Source organism: Streptomyces sp. NPDC127106 (assembly GCF_042677605.1).
Lineage (GTDB): Bacteria > Actinomycetota > Actinomycetes > Streptomycetales > Streptomycetaceae > Streptomyces.
This window is the reverse complement of the sequence record NZ_JBHXTC010000001.1, coordinates 599,404-616,744: the sequence shown is the minus strand read 5'-3', so window position 1 is coordinate 616,744 and position 17,341 is coordinate 599,404. Positions and strand designations below refer to the sequence as shown.

General features: G+C 72.8%; 11 protein-coding genes. 10 read left to right on the top strand and 1 reads right to left on the bottom strand.

All coding sequences use genetic code 11. The features are described from left to right. The first annotated feature begins 54 nt into the window (after positions 1 to 54). The 7 genes from ACFVGY_RS02570 (at position 55) to ACFVGY_RS02540 (ending at position 10,366) form a co-directional block, all read left to right on the top strand. A complete protein-coding gene (locus ACFVGY_RS02570) occupies positions 55 to 1,389 on the top strand; it encodes an ABC transporter substrate-binding protein (RefSeq protein ID WP_385669744.1) in 1,335 nt (444 codons plus the stop codon). After that, positions 1,386 to 2,312: a carbohydrate ABC transporter permease gene (locus ACFVGY_RS02565; RefSeq protein ID WP_385669742.1), complete on the top strand. Its 927-nt coding sequence runs from the start codon at positions 1,386 to 1,388 to the stop codon at positions 2,310 to 2,312. Before ACFVGY_RS02570 ends, ACFVGY_RS02565 begins: the two co-directional genes overlap by 4 nt. Next, complete coding sequence (locus ACFVGY_RS02560; RefSeq protein ID WP_385669739.1) at positions 2,309 to 3,166, top strand: carbohydrate ABC transporter permease; 858 nt, start codon at positions 2,309 to 2,311, stop codon at positions 3,164 to 3,166. The genes ACFVGY_RS02565 and ACFVGY_RS02560 overlap by 4 nt, the downstream gene beginning before the upstream one ends. Before the next feature lie 79 nt (positions 3,167 to 3,245). Beyond that, positions 3,246 to 6,338 (top strand): alpha-mannosidase, encoded by a 3,093-nt coding sequence (locus tag ACFVGY_RS02555; protein ID WP_385669737.1) that lies wholly within the window; start codon positions 3,246 to 3,248, stop codon positions 6,336 to 6,338. 157 nt (positions 6,339 to 6,495) lie between these two features. After that, positions 6,496 to 8,520, top strand: a complete 2,025-nt coding sequence (locus ACFVGY_RS02550; RefSeq protein WP_385669734.1) for an FAD-dependent oxidoreductase — start codon at positions 6,496 to 6,498, stop codon at positions 8,518 to 8,520. Between the two features lie 71 nt (positions 8,521 to 8,591). Then, positions 8,592 to 9,005: a PaaI family thioesterase gene (locus ACFVGY_RS02545; RefSeq protein WP_385669731.1), complete on the top strand. Its 414-nt coding sequence runs from the start codon at positions 8,592 to 8,594 to the stop codon at positions 9,003 to 9,005. 5 nt (positions 9,006 to 9,010) lie between these two features. Next, the gene (locus tag ACFVGY_RS02540) at positions 9,011 to 10,366 is read left to right on the top strand and encodes an MFS transporter (protein WP_385669728.1); all 1,356 of its coding nucleotides are present in this window, start codon (positions 9,011 to 9,013) and stop codon (positions 10,364 to 10,366) included. Positions 10,367 to 10,431: 65 nt separating this feature from the next. Here the strand turns inward: ACFVGY_RS02540 and ACFVGY_RS02535 are convergent, their stop codons facing one another. Beyond that, positions 10,432 to 11,991: an alpha/beta hydrolase gene (locus ACFVGY_RS02535; RefSeq protein WP_385669725.1), complete on the bottom strand. Its 1,560-nt coding sequence runs from the start codon at positions 11,989 to 11,991 to the stop codon at positions 10,432 to 10,434. Positions 11,992 to 12,558: 567 nt separating this feature from the next. Between ACFVGY_RS02535 and ACFVGY_RS02530 the strand changes: the two genes are divergently transcribed. The 3 genes from ACFVGY_RS02530 (at position 12,559) to ACFVGY_RS02520 (ending at position 17,169) form a co-directional block, all read left to right on the top strand. Next, positions 12,559 to 14,724, top strand: a complete 2,166-nt coding sequence (locus tag ACFVGY_RS02530; RefSeq protein WP_385669723.1) for a SpoIIE family protein phosphatase — start codon at positions 12,559 to 12,561, stop codon at positions 14,722 to 14,724. A 237-nt stretch (positions 14,725 to 14,961) separates the two neighbouring features. Next, the gene (locus tag ACFVGY_RS02525; protein ID WP_385669720.1) at positions 14,962 to 15,777 is read left to right on the top strand and encodes a DUF4142 domain-containing protein; all 816 of its coding nucleotides are present in this window, start codon (positions 14,962 to 14,964) and stop codon (positions 15,775 to 15,777) included. Between the two features lie 9 nt (positions 15,778 to 15,786). Further along, positions 15,787 to 17,169, top strand: coding sequence for a DUF1996 domain-containing protein (locus tag ACFVGY_RS02520; RefSeq protein ID WP_385669717.1), 1,383 nt, complete (start codon positions 15,787 to 15,789; stop codon positions 17,167 to 17,169). Positions 17,170 to 17,341: the final 172 nt, after the last annotated feature.

Genomic DNA, 17,341 nt, shown 5'->3' with positions numbered 1-17,341 from the left:
CGTGGGCACCGCGATCCGGCAGCGAGGCCGGAACTACCCCCGAGGCGGCCGACGATGAACCGTTTGCACCTGCCCCGTACAGCCCTCGCCACGCTCGTGGCCGGCACCCTCCTCTCCGCCTCCGCGTGCGGCCTGGGCGGCGGCCCCGCGGACGCGCAGGAAGCACAGCGGACCGGTGAGGTGACCGGCGAGATCACGTTCCGCACCCTCCAGCTCAAGCCCAAGTACACCGCGTACGTCCAGGGCGTCATCGACGCGTTCGAAAGGAAACACCCGGGGGCGAAGGTCAGGTGGGAGGACGTCCCCGGCGACGGCTACAACGAGAAGCTCGTCGCCGACGCCCAGGCCGGCACCCTCCCCGACGTCGTCAACCTCTCCACCGACTCCTTCCAGCTCCTCGGCGACCGCGGACTCCTCGCCGACGTCGCCAGACTCGACGGCGACTCCGCCAAGGAGTACGTCCCCGGCGCCTGGGAGCAGTTCAAGCTCCCCGGCAAGGGCGACGGCGTGTTCGCGTACCCCTGGTACGTCACCCCGGAGATCCTCACCTACAACGAGGAGCTCTTCCGCAAGGCCGGTCTGGACCCCGCCGCACCGCCGACCAGCGTCGAGCAGTTCTTCGACTACGCCGAGCAGATCGCCGCCCGCTCCGGCGGCCAGTACTCCGCCTTCATGGCCGACCCCAAGGGCAGGCTCCCCGGGGACTGGCAGAAGATGGGCGTCCCCCTCCTCAACGACCGGCGGGACCGCTTCGTCTTCGACACCCCCCAGGCCGTCACGTGGGTCGAGCGGATGAAGTCCCTCTACGCCAAGGGCGCCATGCCCAAGGAGTCCCTCCTCAAGGCCGACGACATCAACCAGCTCTACGGCAGCGGCAAACTCGTCTTCGGCCCCGGTTCCCCGGGCTTCGTCAAGGACATCAAGCAGAACGCCCCGCAGGTCTACGCCCAGACCCGGGTCGCCGGGGCCGTCACCGGCACGCTCGGCCACATCGGCATCTACGCCCAGTCCCTCGGCATCAGGAAGGACACCCGGCACCCCGACGCGGCCATCGAGTTCGCCCGATGGGTCACCAACGGCCCCAACCAGGTCGAGTTCTCCAAGAACGCGACCATCTACCCCTCCAACGCCCAGGGCCTCGCCGACCCCCGCTTCTCCGACCGGGGCGACGGCAAGGACGCCGACACCGTCGCCCGCGCGGTCGGCGCCGAACAGCTGAAGTCCGCCGCACTCGACGCCAACACCCCGGTCCAGTGGACCAACCAGGTCGGCGACGCGGTCGTACGCGAGGTGCAGAAGGCCATCAAGGGCGAGCAGGACGCGCCCACGGCCGTGCGCAAGGCCCAGGAGGAGGCCAACAAGCTGCTCGCCGACACGGCCTGGAAGTGACCCGCGCAGGCAGGGCGGCCCTGCGGGCCGTGGAGGCGGAGCCGGGGCTGAGCCACCGCCGGTGGTGGACCCCGTACCTCTTCCTCGCCCCCGGCCTGGTGACGGTGGCGCTGTTCAGCCTCTGGCCGTTCGTCAACACCGTCGTCCTGTCCCTCACCGACGCCCGGATCCTGCGCGGCGGAAGCTTCACCGGCCTCGCCAACTACCGGCGCGCCCTGGCCGATCCGGACTTCTGGACCGCCGCCGGCAACAGCGTGCTGTACCTGCTGGTCGTCGTCCCGTGCCTGGTCCTGCTGCCGCTGGCCCTCGCCGTCCTGGTGCGGACGCGGATCCCGGGCATCGGGTTCTTCCGCTCCGCCTTCTACACACCGGTGATCGCCTCGGCCGTGGTCGTCGGCCTGATGTGGCAGTGGGTGCTGCGCAGCGACGGGCTCGTCAACACGCTCTTCCTGCGGCTGCGGATCGTCTCCGAGCCGGTCCCGTTCCTGACCGACAGCACCATGCTGCTCGTCTCCGCGATGATCGTGACCGTCTGGAAGGGCCTCGGCTACTACATGGTGTTCTACCTCGCGGCCCTCGGGAACGTCCCCGCCTCCCTCCACGAAGCGGCCGCCCTCGACGGCGCCGGCCCCGTCCGCCGCTTCGTCAGCGTCACCGTCCCGCAGGTGAAGCCGATGATGCTGCTCGTCGGAACCCTCTCCGCGATCTCCGCACTGCGCGTCTTCACCGAGATCTACATCCTCGGCGGCGAGAGCGGCGGTCCCGGCGGCGGGGCCCGCACCCTGCCCTTCCTCATCCGGCAGGTCGGCCTCGGCTTCGCCGGCGAGACCGGCTACGCCTCCGCCCTCTCCCTCCTGCTGTTCCTGCTCACCCTCGGCTTCAGCCTGCTGGGCCGCCGCCTGGCGCAGGGGGACGAGACATGAGCACGACCGCCTCCCCGACGCGCGGCGGTGGACGCGGCTGCCGCCTGGCCGGCCGGGCCGCCCGGTACGCCGTACTGCTCCTGATGCTCGTGGTGCTGATCGGGCCGATCGCCTGGCAGTTCCTCACCTCGATCCGCGGCCGCACCGAGAACGTGTACGACGGGGTGCTGCCCGCACGGCCCACCCTCGACAACTACGCCCGGGTCGCCGAGTCCTTTCCGCTGCTCCAGTACGTGGGGAACACACTCGTCGTCGCCGTCCTCGCCGTCACGTCGAACCTGCTGTTCTCCGCCATGGGCGGCTACGCCCTGTCCCGGGCCGGCTGGAAGGGCCGCAGGACCGTCTTCACCGTGCTCGTCGCCACCCTGATGTTCCCCTTCGAGTCCGTGATGATCTCGATGTTCCTCACGGTCCGCGGCATGGGCCTGGTCGACACCCTCGTCGGCGTCTGGCTGCCGGGAGCGGTCTCCGTCCTCAACATCATGATCATGCGCTCGGCCTTCCTCGCCGTGCCCCGGGAGATCGAGGAGGCCGCGGTCCTCGACGGGGCGGGGGAGTGGACCCGCTTCACCCGGGTCTTCCTGCCCGCCGCGAAGGGTTCCCTGGCCGTCGTCTGCCTCACCAGCTTCATGGGCGCCTGGGACGACTTCCTCTGGCCGCTGCTCGTCCTCACCGACAGCGAGCACTACACCCTCCAGCTCGGTCTGAAGACCCTGGCCGGTGCCACCACCACGAACGACCAGCGGATCATCGCCGCCGGCGCCATGACGGCACTGCTGCCGATGGTGCTCCTCTTCCTCGCCCTCCAGCGTTACTTCTTCAAGGGGGTGGGCGAGGGAGCCGTCAAGACCTGAGGCGCACGCCGCCCCGGCCCCCCTCCCCGCCCGCCCCGTCCGCGCCACGACCGCCCCCTCCACCCCTGGAGCCGCCGTCATGCACGACGACCGCAGCATCACCGAACACCGCCTGCGCCGCGTCCTCAAGGAGCGCATCAAGCCGGCCGTCCACTCCCGCCCGGTCCCGCTCACCGTCGAGCGGTGGCAGGCCCCGGGCGAGCCCGTGTCCGTCGCCGAGGGCCTCGCGGCCCCGTACGAGCCCTGCGCGGTCGGCGCGCAGTGGGGTCCGGCCTGGGGCACCACCTGGTTCCGGGTCACCGGCAGCGTCCCGGCCGACTGGGCGGGCCGCACCGTCGAGGCCGTCCTCGACCTGGGCTTCGACCGGATGATGCCCGGCTTCCAGTGCGAGGGCCTGGTCCACCGCGCCGACGGCAGCGAGGTCAAGGCGCTCAACCCGTACAACGACTGGGTGCGCGTCGCCGACGCGGCGGCGGGCGGCGAGCGGATCGAGTGGTACGTCGAGGCCGCCTCGAACCCCGTCCTCGTCGAGCACGGCCCCACGTACGAGGGCGACCGGCAGACCAGCGGCGACGGGCCCCTCTACCGGCTCGCCCGGACGGACCTCGCCGTCTTCGAGACCGAGGTCTGGGAGCTCGTCCAGGACCTCGAAGTCCTCCACGACCTGATGCTGGAACTCGACGCGGCCGACGCCCGCCGGTACGGGATCCTGCGCGCCGTCGACGCCGCCCTGGACGCGGTGGACCTGGCCGACGTGCCCGGTACCGCGGCCGCCGCCCGCGCCCGCCTCGCGCCGGTCCTCGCCGCGCCCGCCCACGCCTCCGCCCACCGCATCAGCGCGGTCGGCCACGCCCACATCGACTCGGCCTGGCTGTGGCCGCTGCGCGAAACCGTCCGCAAGGTCGCGCGGACCACGTCCAACGTGCTCGGCCTGATGGACGAGCACCCGGAGTTCGTCTTCGCCATGTCGCAGGCCCAGCAGCTGGACTGGATCAAGACCCACCGGCCCGAGCTGTTCGAGCGGATCAAGAAGAAGGTCGCGGCGGGCCAGTTCGTACCGGTCGGCGGCATGTGGGTGGAGTCCGACACCAACATGGTCGGCGGCGAGGCCATGGTCCGCCAGTTCCTGTACGGCAAGAAGTTCTTCCTCGACGAGTTCGGCATCGAGACCCGCGGCGCCTGGCTGCCCGACTCCTTCGGCTACACGGCTGCGATGCCGCAGATCGTCCGGCTCTCCGGCTCCCGGTGGTTCCTGACGCAGAAGATCTCCTGGTCGCAGGTGAACGCCTTCCCCCACCACACCTTCTGGTGGGAGGGCATCGACGGCACCCGCGTCTTCACCCACTTCCCGCCCGTCGACACCTACAACGGCGACCTCGGCGGTGCACAGCTGGCCCACGCCGCCCGCAACTACCGGGAGAAGGGCCGGGGCTCGCGCTCCCTCGTGCCCTTCGGCTGGGGGGACGGCGGAGGCGGCCCCACCCGCGAGCACCTCGCCCGGGCCCGGCGGCAGCGGGACCTCGAAGGCTCCCCGCGGGTCGAGGTCGAGCCGCCCGACGCGTTCTTCGACAAGGCCCGCGCCGAGTACCCGGACGCGCCGGTCTGGGCCGGCGAGCTGTACCTGGAGCTGCACCGCGGCACCTACACCTCCCAGGCCAAGACCAAGCAGGGCAACCGGCGCAGCGAGTCCCTGCTGCGCGAGGCCGAGCTGTGGGCGGCGACGGCGGCGGTACGGGTACCCGGCTACGCGTACCCGTACGAGGAGCTGGAGCGGATCTGGAAGACCGTGCTGCTGCACCAGTTCCACGACATCCTGCCGGGGTCGTCCATCGCCTGGGTGCACCGCGAGGCCCGCGCGACGTACGCCCGGGTGGCCGACGAACTGCGCGCGATCACCCTCGCCGCGCAGGTCGCGCTCGCCGGGGAGGGCACCGCCGAGCTGGTCTTCAACTGCGCCCCGCACGCCCGGCGCGGCGTCCCGGCCGGCGGCGCCGGCGTACCGCAGGCGCCCTCGGGGCCGGCGGACCTCCGGGAGCGGCCCGGTGGTGGATGGATCCTGGCGAACGGGCGGCTGCGGGTGGAGGTCGACGGACGCGGTCTGATCGTCTCTGCGTACGACATCGAGGCCGGCCGCGAGGCGGTGGCGCCGGGGCAGGCCGCCAACCTGCTCCAGATCCACCCGGACTTCCCGAACATGTGGGACGCGTGGGACATCGACGCGTTCTACCGGAACAACGTCACCGACCTCGTCGACGCGGACGCCCTGGAAGCCGCGCAGGCCGGCCCGGACGCGGCGGCGGTCCGGGTCACCCGGTCCTTCGGCCGGTCGAAGGCCACCCAGTGGATCACCCTGCGGGCGGACGCCGCGATGGTGGACATCGTCACCGAGGTCGACTGGCACGAGACGGAGAAGCTGCTGAAGGCCGCCTTCCCCCTCGACATCAAGGCCGAGCGGACCGCCTCCGAGACCCAGTTCGGGCACGTGCACCGCGCCACCCACACCAACACCTCCTGGGAGGCGGCCAAGTTCGAGATCTGCGCCCACCGCTGGATCCACGCGGAGGAGCCGGGCTGGGGCGCGGCCGTCCTCAACGACTCCACGTACGGGCACGACGTCACCCGCGCCGTGCGGCCCGACAGCGGCCAGACCACCACGATCCGCCTCTCCCTGCTGCGGGCCCCCCGCTACCCCGACCCGGAGACCGACCAGGGCACGCACACCCTGCGGTACGCGCTGGCGCCGGGTGCGCGGATCGCCGACGCGGTCCGCGAGGGGCACGCGCTGAACCTGCCCGAGCGGGTGGTGCCCGGCGCGGGCCCGGTCGCCCCGCTGGTGTCGGTGGCGGGGCCGGCCGCCGGTGGTGGCGGGTGCGGGGCCGCGGACGGGGGCGTGGCCGCCGACGGGGGCGATGCGGTGGTGATCGAGGCGGTCAAGCTGGCCGAGGACCGCAGCGGCGACGTGGTCGTCCGGCTGTACGAGTCCCGGGGCGGCCGTGCGAGGGCGACCCTCACGGCGGGCTTCCCGCTGGCGGCCGCCGTGGAGACCGACCTGCTGGAGCGGCCCCTGCGGGGCACCGCGGTCGGGCCCGTCGCCGCGGGGAACTCGGTCCCGCTGGTGCTGCGCCCCTTCCAGATCGTCACGGTCCGCCTCCGCCGGGCCCTCGCCGCGTGAACTGTGCCACAGCCGGGGCCCGGCCCCACCGGGCCGGGCCCGTACTCCCGGCACCGCGGGGTCCGGGCCACCGGCTCGCGGTTATGCACCTAGTTGCAAAAGGTGGTGCGCCTCGCTACAACAGGGTGGTCCCACCCGCGCGAGGAAGGCGCCCCCCATGAGTTCCCAGAGCCGGTACCCGCACCTGCTGAGCCCGCTGGACCTCGGCTTCACCACCCTGCCGAACCGCGTGATCATGGGCTCGATGCACACCGGCCTCGAGGAGCACGAGCGCGGCTTCGAGCGCCTGGCCGCCTTCTACGCCGAGCGAGCCCGCGGCGGCGCCGGCCTCATCGTCACCGGCGGCATCGCCCCCAACGACGCCGGCCGCCCCTTCGAGGGGGGCTCCCGCCTCACCACCGAGGAGGAGGCCGCCGAGCACCGCGTGATCACCGAGGCCGTGCACGCCGAGGGAGGGAAGATCGCCATGCAGATCCTCCACTTCGGCCGCTACGCGTACCACAAGGACCTCGTCGCCCCCAGCGCCCTCCAGGCCCCCATCAGTCCCTTCGTCCCGAACGAGCTCAGCGACGCCGAGGTCGAGCAGACCGTCGAGGACTTCGTCCGCGCCGCCCGCCTCGCGAAGCTCGCCGGCTACGACGGCGTCGAGATCATGGGCTCCGAGGGCTACCTCATCAACGAGTTCATCGCCGCCGCCACCAACCACCGCGAGGACCGCTGGGGAGGCCCGTACGAGAACCGCGTCCGCTTCCCCCTGGAGATCGTCCGGCGCACCCGCGAGGCCGTGGGCCCCGACTTCATCCTGATCTACCGCCTGTCCATGCTCGACCTGGTCCCCGGCGGCTCCACCCTCGACGAGGTCGTCCACCTCGCCAAGGAGATCGAGGCGGCCGGCGCCACCATCATCAACACCGGCATCGGCTGGCACGAGGCACGCATCCCCACCATCGCCACCTCCGTCCCGCGCGGCGCCTACACCTGGGTCACCCAGCGGCTGATGGGCGCGGTCTCCGTCCCCCTCGTCACCAGCAACCGCATCAACACCCCCGAGAAGGCCGAGGAGATCCTTGCCGGGGGCCGCGCCGACCTGGTCTCCCTGGCCCGCCCGTTCCTCGCCGACGCCGACTTCGTCGCCAAGGCCGCCGCCGGCCGCCCCGAGTCCATCAACACCTGCATCGGCTGCAACCAGGCCTGCCTCGACCACACCTTCAGCGGCAAGATCACCAGCTGCCTGGTCAACCCGCGCGCCTGCCACGAGACCGAGCTCGTCCTGTCGCCCACGCGCCTCGCCAAGAGCGTCGCCGTCGTCGGCGCCGGCCCCGCCGGCCTCGCCTGCGCCGTCACCGCCGCCGAGCGCGGCCACCGGGTCACCCTCTTCGAGGCCTCCGGCCACATCGGCGGACAGCTCGACATCGCCCGCCGCATCCCGGGCAAGGAGGAGTTCGAGGAGACCATCCGCTACTTCGGCAACCGCCTCGCCGAGGTCGGCGTCGAGCTCCGGCTGGACACGGCCGCGGACACCGACACCCTCCGCGGCTTCGACGAGGTCGTCGTCGCCACCGGCGTCACCCCGCGCACCCCCGACATCGAGGGCGTCGACCACGCCAGCGTCGTCACCTACCTCGACGTGCTGCGCGACGGAGCCCCGGTCGGCGAGCGCGTCGCCGTCGTCGGCGCCGGCGGCATCGGCTTCGACGTCGCCGAGTACCTCACCGACAGCGGCGAGGGCGCCTCCCAGGACCCCGCCGTCTACTTCCGCCACTGGGGCGTCGACACCGCGTACGAGGGCCCGGGCGGTCTCACCGCCCCCGAGCGGCCGGCCTCCCCCCGCCAGGTCCACCTCCTGCAGCGCAAGACCACCAAGGTCGGCGCGGGCCTCGGCACCACCACCGGCTGGATCCACCGCGCCGAGCTCAAGCACCGCGGCGTCGTCTCCGTCGCGGGCGCCGCGTACGACCGGATCGACGACGAGGGCCTGCACGTCACCGTCGACGGCGAGCAGCGGCTCGTCCCGGCCGACACGGTCGTCCTGTGCACCGGCCAGGAACCGCGGCGCGACCTGCACGAGGCGCTGCGCGCGGCCGGTATCGAGGCGCACCTGATCGGCGGCGCCGACGTCGCCGCCGAGCTGGACGCCAAGCGGGCGATCCGCCAGGGCACCGAGCTGGCCGCCGCGCTCTGACCCGCGCGCCGGCACGTCACAGAGGGATCAAGGGTGTTGTGGCGGCCCCGCCGGGCCGCCACAATCTCCGGGTGACCCTGACACCGGCAGACGCAGACAAGGTCCTCAAGGACAACTTCGCCCCCTGGGTCCTCGACCTGGGACTGACCGTCGAGGAGACCGGGGACCGGCACGCCGTGCTCCGGCTGCCCTGGTCCGGCGCCCTGGCCCGGGACGGCGGCGGCCTGTCCGGGCAGGCCCTGATGGCGGCCGCCGACACCGCCACCGTCATCGCGATCAGCGCCGCGCGCGGCGGGTACGGGCCGATGACCACCGTCCAGCAGTCGACGAGCTTCCAGCGGCCCGTGACCGGCACGGACGTGCTGATCGAGGTACGGGTCACCAAGCTCGGCAAGCGGATGGCCTTCGCCGACATCACCATGACCCCGGACGGGGCCCAGGAGCCGGCCGCGACCGCCTCCACCGTGTACGCCCTGCTGGGCTGAGCGGGGTGGCGGACCCCTTACCCCTGTGGCGGAACCGGGACTTCAACGTCTTCTGGCTCGGCCAGGCGCTGTCCGTCCTCGGCGGTTCGATCTCCCTGCTCGCCCTGCCGCTGCTCGTCCTCGACGCGACCGGGTCCCTCGTCCAGATGGGCGTCATCACGGTGATCTCCGGGGTCTCCGGCATCGTGACGGGCCTGTTCGCCGGCCACGTGGTGGACCGGACGGACCGCCGCCGCCTGATGATCGCGTGCGATCTCGCGCGGGCCGTCCTGCTGGGCGCGGTCCCGGCCGTCTGGCTGGCCGGGCCGCGCATCTGGCTGCTGTACCTGCTGACGGCCCTCGTCACCGCCCTGAAGACGCTGTTCGACGTGGCGTACGTGAGCTCCGTCCCGAACCTGGTGCCCCCGCGCGACTTGACCACCGCCAACGCACGGCTCATGGGCACCTTCGCCGTCGGGACCCTGTGCGGGCCGGTGGCGGCCGGGTTCATCGCGGCCGCGGTGGGCGCCGACTGGGCCCTCGGGGTGGACGGAGCGACCTTCCTGGTCTCCGCCCTCAGCCTGCGCTGGGTCTCCTTCGACCGGTACGGGGGCGCCGACGGGGCCGGCCCCGCCGCGATGGCCAGCGCGTCGGGCTCCGGTTCGGATGCGGATGGGGATGCGGACTCCCGTTCCGGCTCGGGCTCGGGCTCGGGTTCCGGCGGCGGGCGGATGCGCGAGATGTTCGTCGTCGGCTTCCGCTTCCTGTGGGCGCATCCGCTGCTGCGCCCGCTGACCGTGCTGCTCACCCTGCTGACGTTCGTCACGACGGGCGCCACCGACCTGCTGATCTACCGGATCAGGCACGACCTCGGCCAGGACGCGGCCACCCTCGGCTATGTGATCGCCGTCAGCGGGATCGGCGTGGTCGCCGCGGCACTGGCCGCCGGCACCCTGCGCCGGGTCTTCGGCGTCGGCGCCTGCTGGCTCGGCTCGGTCGCGTTGATCGGGCTGGCCGTGGCGGGGGCCGGCCTCAGCCGGAGCGTACCCGTGGTCGCCGTCCTGGCGGCCGTGTTCATGTTCGGGACGACCCTCGGCGGGGTCGTCTCCATGACGCTCCGTCAGGAGGTCACCCCGGACCGGCTGCTCGGCCGGGTCACCTCGGCCTTCTGGACCGTCCACAACGCCTCGGGCCCGGTGGGCGCGGCCGTGCTGACCGTCCTGGCCGCCCGGCACGGGGTCCCCGCCGTCAGCGTGTCCGCCGGCGCGTTCTGCCTGCTCATCGTCGTCGCGGGGCTGCTGACCCCGCTGCGGGGCGGCGGCCGGACCGCGCCCGGCCGGGCCGTGTCCGAGCCGTCGGCCCGCGCGCACCAGCGCCGCTGACCGGACCGGTCCTCCGCCCGGGGGCCGGGCGGCAGCGGGCGGAGGACCGGTCCGGTCGTCCCGGATCAGAACCTGTTGGGTGCGGCGCCCGGGAAGCGCTGCGGCGACGACGGCACGAGCTCGGCCCGGCGCTCGTTGCCTGCCGGGGTGGCCTCGCAGGTCACGTTCTCGGCCGGCAGCTTGCCGGTGCCGAGGTACGCGTTGACCGCGGCGTCCGCGCACGACGTGGGATCGGTGAGGTACACGCCGTGGCCCTCACCGCCGCGGACCAGGAGCATCCGCGAGCCCTTCAGCGCCCGGTGCAGTCCCTCGCCGCTGGTGAGCGGGGTCTGGGAGTCCCACTCGTTCTGCACCGTCAGCACGTTCGCCCTGGTGTTCATCTTCGTCGGCGGCTCGACGGGCCGCTGCCAGTACGCGCACGGCTTGATGTTGGACGCGAAGTCCCCGTACAGCGGGTACTTCGCCTTGTCCGCCGCGGCCTCCTTCGCGTACTGCTCCGGGTAGCGCGGCCATTCCACGTCCCCGCACACCACGGACCAGAACACGGCCGTGCCCGTGTCGGAGGAGGGCTCCGCCGCCGGCTTCAACAGCCTGCGCTGCTCCGCGGGGAGCGGGGCGGGCCTGCCCTCGGCCGCGTCCTTCAGGGCCTTGACGGCCGGTGCCGCCTGCGCCGGGTAGAAGAACATGGCCCGCCCGGCGCGGATGTCATCGCCCGAGTACTTCTGCCCCTCGATCTCGATCGGCTCCCGGTCCGCCCGGGCGACCAGGTCCCAGAAGGTCTTCGACACCGCGTCCGGGGTGGCGCCCAGCCCGAACTCGGCGTTGCGCTCGGCCGTCCACTGCGTCCACCGCTTGAAGGCGGGCTCCGCCTCGGTCGCCCACACCTGGATCATGCCGCGCCAGATCCGCTGCGGGTCGACGCCGCTGTCGAGGACGAAGCGGTCGGTGCGGTTCGGGAACATCTGCGTGTAGACCGCGCCGAGGTAGGTCCCGTACGAGTAACCCACGTAGCTGATCTTCTTCTCGCCGAGGGCCACGCGGATCGCGTCCATGTCGCGGGCGGTGTTGCGGGTGGTGATGAACGGCAGCACCGCCCCGGACTTCTCACGGCACTTGTCGGCGACCCTGCGCGCCCACTCCACGTCCGAGGGGAAGGTCTCCTCCCGGTACGGCCGGACGATGTTCTGCTCCTCGTCCGTCATTCCGCAGGTGATCGGGCTGCTGGCGCCGGTGCCGCGCGGGTCGAAGCCGATCAGGTCGTACTGGTCGCGGACCTCCTTCGGTATCAACTCCTGGGCCATCAGCGGCATGTCGAGCCCGGTGCCGCCCGGACCGCCCGGGTTGAAGAGCAGCGCGCCGCGCCGCTTGGCCGGGTTCTCGCTCTTGATCCGGGATATGGCGACGTCGATGGTGCGCCCCTGGGGCCGCCGGTAGTCGAGCGGCACCTTGAGGGTGGCGCACTCGTACGAGGCCGGCAGGTCGGCGCTGCACCGTGCCCACGCCGGCTTCTGCGGGGTGAACTCCGCTGCCGGGGCGGCCGAGGCCTGCGTGGCGGACAGCAGGGGGATGGTGGTGGCGAGGAGACCTGCGGCGGCGAGCGTCGGCCCGAGGCGTGTGATGTTCACGTAGAGCGGTTCCCTTCCCGTGAAGTCGCTTGCGTCACCACCCTGTTGCACGCCGCGGCCGGGCGGAATCCGTCCGAAGGTGCGGCTCGTATGCTTCTCGCGAATGACTGGATATCCGGACAACTGGCCGACACGCCACCGGTGTTGCTCCCGGACAGCGGCGACCGGCCCGCAACCGCGCGAGGCGCGGGGCATCAGGGCCGGTCAGCGCGGGTCCGACCGGCAACCGAGGGGTGGGTCGGCGGGCGTACGACTTGGGGAGGAGGGCAGCAGCGGCGGCCGCCGGCGGGCGCAGTAGCGCGGGCGGGACGCGTCCGTCCCCGCGGTACAGCCGGAGCTCCCCGGTGCACCGGCGGGCGCGCCCCTCACCCGTACGGCCCCCCGCTCCCCGCCCGCACCCGGCACCTGGCCGCCGCGGGGTCTCGTACGGCCGAATCCGCGCGCGGCTGCGGCTGCCGGGCGGGGACGGCGGGGGGAGGATGGAGGCACCCGGGGGTCGGAGCCCGGAGCACCACGAGCGGGCCGGCGCACCGCTCCCTCGGCGGCGGACGGGAAGGAGTGGTCGGCATGAACACGGCGAACGACCCCCCGGCCGACCCCGGGTCCCGGGCGGGAACCGGCTCCGACCGCGCATCCGACCGCGTATCCGACCGTGCATCCGACCGCGGCTCCGACTCCGGCGCCGCCCCCGAGCCCGTCGGCCCCTCCAGCGGGCGGGGTCTGCTGGACGTGCTCGGCGTCGCGGCGGTGGTCCTCGACGAGCAGGGGCGGATCACCCTGTGGAGCCCGCAGGCCGAGGACCTGTTCGGCTACACCGCCCAGGAGGCCCTGGGGCGACCCGCGGCCCGCCTGCTCGTCGACCAGGAGCACCTGGGCCTGGTCCTTGCCCTCTTCGAGAAGGTCATGGGGAGCGGGAAGCCCTGGGCCGGGGTGTTCCCCGTCCTGCGCAAGGACGGCAGCACCCGCCTGGCCGAGTTCCGCAACATGCGCCTGGAAGACCAGGACGGCCGGCTCTACGCCCTCGGGATCGCCTCCGACCAGGCCACCCTGCGCCGCCTGGAGCGGGACCTCGCCCTGTCGATGCGGCTCGTCGCCCAGTCCCCGATCGGTTTTGCCGTCCTGGACGCGGACCTGCGCTACGTCCTGGTCAACCCGGCACTCGAACGGATCAACGGCCTGCCGGCCGCGCAGCACCTGGGCCTCACGATCCACGAGGCCCTGCCCCACATCGACTCCGAGGCCATCGAGGCGGCCATGGCCGAGGTGCTGCGCAGCGGCGTGCCCGTACTGGACCAGTTCACCACCGGACGCACCCCCGCCGACCCCGACCAGGACCATGCCTGGTCGGTCTCCTTCTACCGGCTCGACGACCCGGGCGGCCGGCCCATCGGGATCGCCGCCTCCATCGTCGACGTCACCGAGCAGTACAAGACCTCCCAGGCCGTGGCCCAGGCCCGGCAGCGGCTCGCCCTGATCGCCGACGCCTCCGTGCGCATCGGCACCACCCTCGACCTCGGCGTCACCGCCCGCGAGCTGGGCGACATCGCCGTGCCGCAACTCGCCGACGTGGCCACGGTCGACGTCATCGACGAGGTCCTCAGCGGCGACCACCCGCCCGGCGTCGCGGCGTCGGGCGGGCCCGTGCAGTTCCGTGCCCTGGCCGTCAAGGCGGACCGGCCCACCCCCGCCACCCGGGCCGCGGACCCGGTGGGCTCGCTCGCACGCTACGACGCCACCCGGCTGGTCACCCAGTGCGTACGCACCGGACGGCCGGCCCTGGTGGCGCACGCGTCGAAGCAGGACCTCGGCCGCATCGCACGCGACGCCGAAGCCGCCGAGCTGCTCGCCGAGGCCGGGCTGCACTCCTACCTCGCCGTGCCGCTCATCGCCCGCGGCGAGGTCATCGGCGCCCTCGGCCTCCAGCGCACCTCCAATCCGCTGCCGTTCGACGACGACGACATCCTGCTCGCCGGCGAACTGGCGGCCCGCGCGGCCGTCTGCATCGACAACGCCCGCTGGTACCAGAAGCAGCGCCACACCGCCCTGACGCTCCAGCGCCACCTGCTGCCGCACCACCCGACGCCCACGCCGGGTCTGGAGATCGCCTACCGCTACCAACCCGCCGGGAGCTCGGCCGAGGTCGGCGGGGACTGGTTCGACGTCGTCCCGCTGCCCGACGACAAGACCGCCCTCGTCGTCGGCGACGTCATGGGCAGCGGCATCAACGCCGCTGCCGCAATGGGGCAGTTGCGGACCGCCGCCCGCACGCTGGCCGAGCTCGACCTCGACCCGGCCGCCGTCCTGACCCGCCTGGACCACACCGCCACCGGCGTCGGCCACACCATGGCCACCTGCGTCATCGCCGTGTACGACCCGCACCGCGGCACGTGCCGCATCGCCACCGCCGGCCACCTGCCGCCCGTACGGACGGGGCCGGGCCGTCCGCCCGAGCTCCTCGACCTGCCGACGGGCGCACCCCTCGGGGTCGGCGGCGTGCCCTTCGAGGCGACCGCCCTCGACCTGGGAGTGGGTGACGAACTGGTCCTGTACACCGACGGGCTCGTCGAGACCCGGGACCAGGACATCGACACCCGGCTGCAGGCCCTCACCGCGCTCCTGGACGATCCGCAGCGCCCCCTGGAGGAGACCTGCGACCTGCTGCTGGGCAGGCTGCGCCGGCCGGACGACCGCGACGACGTCGCCCTGCTCATCGCCCGGGCCCGGCCGCTCTAGAGACGGCACGCGCGGCGGGTGCGCGGACGGCGCGCAGGGAAGGCCGCGCCGGGGCACAGTACCAGCCGTTCGGGGTGTTGCCCGGATGTTTGTCCATTCGTGATGGTCCTTCCAAACGGACACCACAACTGGCACTAGCGTCCCGTGGCACCCGGGGAGCGCGGGTGCACGACGGCATGACTGCCGCGGCCTACCGCCCCTGCCGCCCCACCCGGCCCCTCGCAGCAAGGAGGCATTGTGCTGTCATTCCGCCGGTCGGCCGTCGGCAGCTTGTCGGTCGCTTCGAAACACGTGCTGGGCACGGCCGCCGTCATCGGCGCCCTGGCCTTCACGCTGATCGCGTTGCTGATCCCGGTGCAGAGCTTCGGCGGCCGATCCGCTGCGGCGACCACACCCGCCGCAGGCGACGACGACGGCCTCGGCACCCTGAGCACGGCCTTCGGGCCGCTGACCGCCCAGGACCGGGACTTCGTCCGCAAGGTGCGGCTCGCCGGACTGTGGGAACTGCCCGCAGGAAAGGAGGCACTCCAGCGCGGCAAGCGTCCGACGGTCCGCACCGCCGGCGAGCACCTCATCGAGGGACACACCGAACTGGACCGCCGCGTCCTGGAAGTGGGCCAGGCCCTCGGCATGGAACTCCCCAACGAGCCCAGCGCCCAGCAGCAGGAGTGGCTGGCCCAGCTGGCCGCCGCCCAGGGCACCCAGTACGAGCAGCTGTTCGCGCAGCTGCTGCGCCGGGCGCACGGGAAGGTGTTCGCGGTGGTGGCCCAAGTGCGCGCGCAGACCCGCAACTCGATGGTGAGGGCGCTGGCCAACGACGCCAACACCACCGTCCTGGACCACATCTCCGTGCTGGAGGCCACCGGACTCGTCGACTTCGACGGGCTCGCGGACACCCCGCCCGCGGGGTCCCGCCCCGCCTCGGGCCCGGGTTCGGGCTCGGGTTCGGGCTCGGGCTCGGGTTCGGGCTCGGGCTCGGGCTCGGGCTCGGGCTCGGGCGTCGTCCCCGTACCCCTCCCCGCCTCCTCCACCCTTTCCCGACCGACGAAGTGAAGTGATCGCATGAGTCAAAAGGGCCACAAACGCCGTCTGCGGACGTCGCACAAGGTCCTCGTCACGATGTCCGCCCTGGTCATGGGCGGCGGCGGGGTCCTGTTCGTGTCGCAAGGCGCCTTCGCCGGACAGGACGGCCGCGCGGCACCGGCGACGGCCACCATCGACTGCCCCGACGTGGGGGACAAGCTCAACAACGTTCCCCAGCAGGCCCGGGGCGAGGTCGACAAGAACCTCGCGCAGCTCGACAACCAGGTCGCCGAGGCGTACGCCAAGCTCTCCACCGGCCAGGCCAAGGGCGATGCCCTGCTCAGCGGGCTGAAGCAGCAGCGCAGCAAGACCATTTCCGCCATCGGCGACACGCTCGGCAAGGCCGGCGCCCGTCAGCAGGGGCTGGAGGGCCTCAGCGGCTGCCAGATGCAGAAGACGGCGGGCGCCGACCCGAAGGACGCGCAGGGCGGCGGCGCCCAGGGGGCCGCCGCGCAGGGCGGTGGTGCCCAGCAGGCCAAGGGCGGCCCGGCCCGCAGCGACTTCGTCTCCATCGGCTCGGTCAAGCCGAACGTCAACAAGCCGGCGGCCCGTTCGGCCGCGTCCCGGGGGTCCTTCTCGGTGAACTGCGGCCGCAACGAGAACGGCCACTTCAACCCCGACAACGTCATCGTCGCCCCGGGCGTCAGCAACGGCGCCCACCACATGCACGACTACGTGGGCAACCTGACCACCGACGCCTTCTCCACCAACAACAGTCTCGCGGCCTCCGGGACCACCTGCACCAACGGCGACCAGTCCTCCTACTACTGGCCGGTGCTGCGAGTGCAGGACGGCCGGGCCGAACGCGACGCCAAGGCGCCCGGCGGCGGCCAGGACCTGAACGTCGGCACCATCCTGAAGCCCAAGCAGGTCACGATCGAATTCAAGGGCAGCCCCGTCTCCAAGGTCGAGGCCATGCCCCGCTTCATGCGGATCATCACGGGCGACGCCAAGGCCCTCACCAACGGCAACGGCAACGCCAACGCCTCGTGGAGCTGCACCGGCTTCGAGAACCGCCAGCTGAAGGACAAGTACCCGGTGTGCCCCAAGGGCAGTGACGTGGTCCGTACGTTCACCTTCCAGAGCTGCTGGGACGGGAAGAACATCGACAGCGCCAACCACCGCACCCACGTGGACTTCGCGAAGAAAGACGGCTCCTGCAAGCCCGGCTTCAAGGCCATTCCGCAGCTGGTGCAGCGCATCGTCTACGGCGTGCAGCCCGGTCAGCGCATCGCCGTGGACAGCTTCCCCGAGCAGTTGCACAAGCCGGCGACCGACCACGGCGACTTCATCAACGTGATGTCGGACGGCCTGATGAGGCGCGCGGTGGGCTGCATCAATGACGGACGTGCCTGCCGCTGATCCACCCGGACCCTCGGTGGCGGCGTACACCCCTCCCCCTTCCCCAGCGTCGCCCCGAGAGCGGGGGGGGGGGGCCGGACCCGCACGCGCCGCGCCCCGCCGCACAGGGTGGGCGCCGCCGCCCAGGGCGGCGCCGCGCCGCCCGCGCACCCCCAGGCGCACACCCCAAGCG

What these genes read in the sequence shown, in the direction of transcription:
- ACFVGY_RS02570 (WP_385669744.1), top strand. Translation starts at nt 55, where the DNA reads ATGAACCGTTTGCACCTGCCCCGTACAGCCCTCGCCACGCTCGTGGCC.
- ACFVGY_RS02560 (WP_385669739.1), top strand. Translation starts at nt 2,309, where the DNA reads ATGAGCACGACCGCCTCCCCGACGCGCGGCGGTGGACGCGGCTGCCGC.
- ACFVGY_RS02555 (WP_385669737.1), top strand. Translation starts at nt 3,246, where the DNA reads ATGCACGACGACCGCAGCATCACCGAACACCGCCTGCGCCGCGTCCTC.
- ACFVGY_RS02550 (WP_385669734.1), top strand. Translation starts at nt 6,496, where the DNA reads ATGAGTTCCCAGAGCCGGTACCCGCACCTGCTGAGCCCGCTGGACCTC.
- ACFVGY_RS02530 (WP_385669723.1), top strand. Translation starts at nt 12,559, where the DNA reads ATGAACACGGCGAACGACCCCCCGGCCGACCCCGGGTCCCGGGCGGGA.
- ACFVGY_RS02520 (WP_385669717.1), top strand. Translation starts at nt 15,787, where the DNA reads ATGAGTCAAAAGGGCCACAAACGCCGTCTGCGGACGTCGCACAAGGTC.